We start from the raw sequence: 4,279 nt of genomic DNA, 5'->3' as shown, positions 1-4,279 counted from the left end.
AAAAACGCCCAACCTTTAAAATTCCTGATGGCATAACCGCCAAACTGCATAATTTAAATCAATATTGATATATTTAAATTATCGTTATTTATTCATACAACCAAACCAACAATACAGTTACCGTATGTTTTCACCTGAAAAACAACGCCACGTCAATACATTGACAGCTTATCATTAGTCTTAATTTTAAACAAAGATCACGTTAACATATAATTATATTCATATGTTTAAACTCAATAGTTTACGTTCAGAGTGCTATGTATAACTGTAAATACTTACATTATTATTTACACTAATTATAACCATGTCCTTACTCATTGATAGCGTTAAATTAAACATTGTTTTTTTAAGTTGATATAATTTGTTACTTATTGTTTCTGAATATTAAATTCTAATTGTTATAGTGTTTTTTTTGCTATTCATTTCATTTTTAAGCTTCTGAATAAAAACATAGCGTTTAAGCGTATTATCGACTAAATTCATTCGGGATTATTTTATAAATCTCTTCAATTACTTACTTACAAACCCAAAGGGTTTTATTAGTCTAATAACTTTATATAGCTCTACATTTCTCTCTAATCATTAAAGTCATTTATACTTATGCTTACCTCGCTGAATTTTTGTTACCACCTAAATATAAAAAATCTTTCTATTTGACTTCCCTCTACTGGACTTGAACCAGTGACATGTGAATTAACAGTCCGCCAAGCTTTTAATAAAAAGAAAACAACTGAGCTAAGAGGGAATTGTTTGGAGTAGACAACGGGAATCGAACCCGCATCACCTGTTATTTTATCCAGACGTAAAAAAGCCCGCAATTGCTTGCGGGCTTCTCTATTTGGCTTCACTCTACTGGACTTGAACCAGTGATACACGGATTAACAGTCCGCCAAGCTTCTAATAAAAAGGAACCAACTGAGCTAAGAGGGAATTGTTTGGAATCAGGAACCTGACTCACTTTTCTCCAGACGTAAAAAAGCCCGCAATTTCTTGCAGGCTTTTCTATTTGGCTCCCTCTACTGGACTTGAACCAGTGACATACGGATTAACAGTCCGCCAAGCTTCTAATAAAAAGGAACCAACTGAGCTAAGAGGGAATTGTTTGGAATCAGGAACCTGACTCACTTTTATCCAGACGTAAAAAAGCCCGCAATTGCTTGCGGGCTTCTCTATTTGGCTCCCTCTACTGGACTTGAACCAGTGACATACGGATTAACAGTCCGGCGTTCTACCAACTGAACTAAGAGGGAATTATCTGGAGCAGGTAGCGGGAATCGAACCCGCATCTCAAGCTTGGAAGGCTGGAGTAATAGCCATTATACGATACCTGCGATGTATCTTTACAAATTATGGTGGTGGGAGAAGGATTCGAACCTTCGAAGGCAGTGCCGGCAGATTTACAATCTGCTCCCTTTGGCCACTCGGGAATCCCACCGAAATTTAATGGTGCCGACTACCGGAGTCGAACTGGTGACCTACTGATTACAAGTCAGTTGCTCTACCTACTGAGCTAAGTCGGCACAAATTTCGTTACATAGCATGCTAATAAATAGCACTATGTCTTTATGTTGGCGGAGCGGACGGGACTCGAACCCGCGACCCCCGGCGTGACAGGCCGGTATTCTAACCAACTGAACTACCGCTCCAATTCTTTATAGTAACTCGAAATATATCAAGCTATTAGAATTTGGCGGAGAGATAGGGATTTGAACCCTAGATACGCTATAAACGTATGCTGGTTTTCAAGACCAGTGCTTTCAACCGCTCAGCCATCTCTCCAATGCCGAGAATAATAACGGCTTCCAGTTACTCTGTAAACTCTTATTTATAAAGAATAACTCAAGCGAACAGCCTTTGTTCAATTCGATCTCTCTGTGTTCAATTATGAGTATTGTTTACGTCGATGACCGGCTGACTGCAATAATATATCATAAAAAGCTTTCGCTGCTGGACCGGTCTTAGCTCCTTTAGGAAGCGTTAAGTGCATCGGTACTTGGTACTTTTGTGCGTGCTCTACTTCAAGTACAACCACTTGAGTTTTATTCCTATCCCTCACTATATGCTCCGGTATACGACAAAAACCAACACCTTGCTCCACCGCTTGAAATGCATGAGTAAAATTGTCAACTGTAATACGTTGTCTCGACTTCAACCAACCAACATCTTGCTGATGCTTTTTTGTCGGTTCATAACCTAAATCTCTAATCACTATCTGAGGAAGTGTCGATATATCAGTAAGAGATACAATATTTTTTAAGGCTAACGGATGAGTCGCAGCGACTATTGGCACCATTGTTATGACACCAAAAGCTTCTGCTGAATAATTTGTTATAGGTAAATTAATAATTGAAATATCGGCTCGCTCATTAATTACCATATCTGTGGTTTTTGTTAATGATGTTTCAACAACTTGAACAGATGTTGCACCATTAATATTTACGTACTGTTCCATCGGCTTGTAGAGCCAAGCTAAATCACATAAATGGTCAACAGCAATCGTTATTTCAGATTCAAACCCCTTGGAAAGCTGCTTACTTATATTTTCCAATTCACGTGCTTGCTCTAGCATCGTCGTTGCACGTCGTAACAAAGATTTACCGTCTTCTGTCAAGACAGCTCGACGTCCTTTCACCTCAATAAGAGTAATACCTAATTGTGATTCTAGTTTTTTTACTGAATAAATAAGTGTGGTATAGCTTTTATTTAATACAATTGCTGCTGCTTGAAAACTACCTGCACGATCGATTTCATACAATGTTAACCACTGATCTAACGTACTTTTCAATCTCATATATCTACTTTTTTCACACTTAAATACAATATTATGAACTTTTCTGTTTATTTTTTATAGATAATAATAAGTAAAACACAAACTCACATATAAAAGAGACAATCTGATGACTAAATTACTACAAGTTGATTTCGAATTTAATGGGCCTTTTGGTGAAGATATGACTGCTGCATTGACGGATCTTGCTAAATCAATCAATCAAGAACCAGGTATGATTTGGAAAATTTGGACTGAAAATGCACAACAAAAATTAGCTGGCGGTATCTACCTTTTTGAAACTGAAGCAACAGCAAAAGCCTATTTAGCTATGCACACAGTACGCTTACAACAATTAGGAGTATCTGAAGTACGTGGTGTTATTTTTGATATTAATCAACCACTGACTAATATTAATCAAGGTCCAATAACTAACACCAACTGAACTAAGAAGGAATTATAGGGTGATGGGAAGAATATTCGCATCTTTATCATTCAATGGTTGACAAATTTCAGGCGTAAAAAAGCCCGCAATTGCTTGCGGGCTTCTCTATTTGGCTTCACTCTACTGGACTTGAACCAGTGACATGTGAATTAACAGGCCGCTAAGCTCCCCAATAAAGAGTACCAACTGAACTAAGAAAGAATTATAGGGTGATGGGAAGAATATTCGCATCTTTATCATTCAATGGTTGACAAATTTCAGGCATAAAAAAGCCCGCAATTTCTTGCGGGCTTCTCTATTTGGCTCCCTCTACTGGACTTGAACCAGTGACAGGTGAATTAACAGGCCGCTAAGCTCCCCAATAAAGAGTACCAACTGAACTAAGAAGGAATTATAGGGTGATGGGAAGAATATTCGCATCTTTATCATTCAATGGTTGACAAATTTCAGGCGTAAAAAAGCCCGCAATTTCTTGCGGGCTTCTCTATTTGGCTCCCTCTACTGGACTTGAACCAGTGACATGTGAATTAACAGGCCGCTAAGCTCCCCAATAAAGAGTACCAACTGAACTAAGAAAGAATTATAGGGTGATGGGAAGAATATTCGCATCTTTATCATTCAATGGTTGACAAATTTCAGGCGTAAAAAAGCCCGCAATTTCTTGCGGGCTTCTCTATTTGGCTCCCTCTACTGGACTTGAACCAGTGACATGTGAATTAACAGGCCGCTAAGCTCCCCAATAAAGAGTACCAACTGAACTAAGAAAGAATTATAGGGTGATGGGAAGAATATTCGCATCTTTATCATTCAATGGTTGACAAATTTCAGGCGTAAAAAAGCCCGCAATTTCTTGCGGGCTTCTCTATTTGGCTCCCTCTACTGGACTTGAACCAGTGACATACGGATTAACAGTCCGCCGTTCTACCAACTGAACTAAGAAGGAATTATATGGTGGTGGGAGAAGGATTCGAACCTTCGAAGGCAGTGCCGGCAGATTTACAATCTGCTCCCTTTGGCCACTCGGGAATCCCACCGAAATTTAATGGTGCCGACTACCGGAGTCGAAC

At 38.8% G+C, this 4,279-nt stretch carries 2 protein-coding genes and 11 tRNA genes; 1 reads left to right on the top strand and 12 read right to left on the bottom strand.

What is annotated here, in order from left to right; translation table 11 throughout:
- Positions 1 to 839 precede the first annotated feature (839 nt).
- The 9 genes from C9J51_RS18635 to C9J51_RS18595 form a co-directional block, all read right to left on the bottom strand.
- Positions 840 to 931, bottom strand: a tRNA-Asn gene (locus C9J51_RS18635).
- Between the two features lie 76 nt (positions 932 to 1,007).
- Positions 1,008 to 1,097, bottom strand: a tRNA-Asn gene (locus tag C9J51_RS18630).
- Positions 1,098 to 1,174: 77 nt separating this feature from the next.
- Positions 1,175 to 1,250: transfer RNA gene (locus tag C9J51_RS18625), tRNA-Asn, on the bottom strand.
- Positions 1,251 to 1,256: 6 nt separating this feature from the next.
- Positions 1,257 to 1,331, bottom strand: a tRNA-Gly gene (locus tag C9J51_RS18620).
- A 19-nt stretch (positions 1,332 to 1,350) separates the two neighbouring features.
- A tRNA-Tyr gene (locus C9J51_RS18615) sits at positions 1,351 to 1,435 on the bottom strand.
- A 9-nt stretch (positions 1,436 to 1,444) separates the two neighbouring features.
- Positions 1,445 to 1,520, bottom strand: a tRNA-Thr gene (locus tag C9J51_RS18610).
- A 49-nt stretch (positions 1,521 to 1,569) separates the two neighbouring features.
- Positions 1,570 to 1,646 (bottom strand) — tRNA-Asp (locus tag C9J51_RS18605).
- Between the two features lie 42 nt (positions 1,647 to 1,688).
- A tRNA-Ser gene (locus C9J51_RS18600) sits at positions 1,689 to 1,779 on the bottom strand.
- 103 nt (positions 1,780 to 1,882) lie between these two features.
- Positions 1,883 to 2,791, bottom strand: coding sequence for a LysR family transcriptional regulator (locus tag C9J51_RS18595; protein ID WP_107275276.1), 909 nt, complete (start codon positions 2,789 to 2,791; stop codon positions 1,883 to 1,885).
- Positions 2,792 to 2,897: 106 nt separating this feature from the next.
- Here C9J51_RS18595 and C9J51_RS18590 point away from each other — a divergent pair, with 106 nt between their 5' ends.
- The gene (locus C9J51_RS18590) at positions 2,898 to 3,212 is read left to right on the top strand and encodes a monooxygenase (protein WP_045039044.1); all 315 of its coding nucleotides are present in this window, start codon (positions 2,898 to 2,900) and stop codon (positions 3,210 to 3,212) included.
- Between the two features lie 300 nt (positions 3,213 to 3,512).
- Here C9J51_RS18590 and C9J51_RS18585 read toward each other — a convergent pair.
- From C9J51_RS18585 to C9J51_RS18565, 3 genes are all read right to left on the bottom strand, one after another.
- Positions 3,513 to 3,602 (bottom strand) — tRNA-OTHER (locus tag C9J51_RS18585).
- Positions 3,603 to 4,079: 477 nt separating this feature from the next.
- Positions 4,080 to 4,155: transfer RNA gene (locus C9J51_RS18570), tRNA-Asn, on the bottom strand.
- Positions 4,156 to 4,161: 6 nt separating this feature from the next.
- Positions 4,162 to 4,246, bottom strand: a tRNA-Tyr gene (locus tag C9J51_RS18565).
- Positions 4,247 to 4,279 lie beyond the last annotated feature (33 nt).

The sequence above is a fragment of the Photobacterium iliopiscarium genome, assembly GCF_003026395.1.
Lineage (GTDB): Bacteria > Pseudomonadota > Gammaproteobacteria > Enterobacterales > Vibrionaceae > Photobacterium > Photobacterium iliopiscarium.
This window is presented reverse-complemented; position numbering and strand designations above follow the sequence as displayed.

Coding starts and splice junctions, on each gene's coding strand:
- C9J51_RS18590 (WP_045039044.1), top strand. CDS start 2,898: ATGACTAAATTACTACAAGTTGATTTCGAATTTAATGGGCCTTTTGGT.
- C9J51_RS18595 (WP_107275276.1), bottom strand. CDS start 2,791: ATGAGATTGAAAAGTACGTTAGATCAGTGGTTAACATTGTATGAAATC.